This window comes from Rhizobium sp. CCGE 510 (assembly GCF_000292525.1).
Taxonomy (GTDB): Bacteria; Pseudomonadota; Alphaproteobacteria; order Rhizobiales; family Rhizobiaceae; genus Rhizobium.
On record NZ_AEYF01000050.1, the window covers coordinates 1 to 586 of the forward strand.

The following is a 586-nucleotide window of genomic DNA, read 5'->3' on the forward strand; positions in this document are numbered from 1 at the left end:
AAGAGAAAAGGCGTCTTGAATCTGGCCAGCAATCAACGGAGGTTTAGTAATTGGCTCCATAAGAATGGTCGGGGGAGCATAGGCAGTCGACTCACGGGAACTGATCAGCAGCAACAGTCGTTGAAGGACGATTTTAAGGCCTTTACCAAGGCTGAAGGAAAAAAATAAACGTAAGTCTCGATCGGCTGCGGCAGTATCTAGGCGCCGAGTCGCAGTTGAAACAGCATAATCCTTATCCCGACGACGCCCGCATGATTGATGGCTTCGCCAACGAAGAGCTGAGCAAGCTCGGATCGGACTCGACTTCCAAGAGAAAAGGCGTCTCGAGGCTGGCCGGCAATAAACGAAAGTTTAGTGATTGGCTGCAAACCAAGGGTAGGGAGAGCATAGCGAGCCGGCTCAACGGCAGTGATCAGCAGCAATGGTCGTTGAAAAAAGATTACCAAGACTTCACCGAAGCCGTGGGAAAAAAACTCACTATGTCTTTCAAGCGGCTTCGGCAGTACCAGCAAGTCGTTGAGGCGAACGCAGCGTCGGGGTTGTCCCCTGAGCAGGCAGGTATCCGGGAACCGGCCGGTCCGAACGG

The 586-nt window shown here is 52.9% G+C and carries 1 pseudogene; it reads left to right on the forward strand.

Features of this window, described 5'->3' with window-relative positions:
* Nucleotides 1–215 precede the first annotated feature (215 nt).
* Nucleotides 216–586 (forward strand): annotated as a pseudogene (locus RCCGE510_RS35800) (hypothetical protein); the annotation flags it as partial.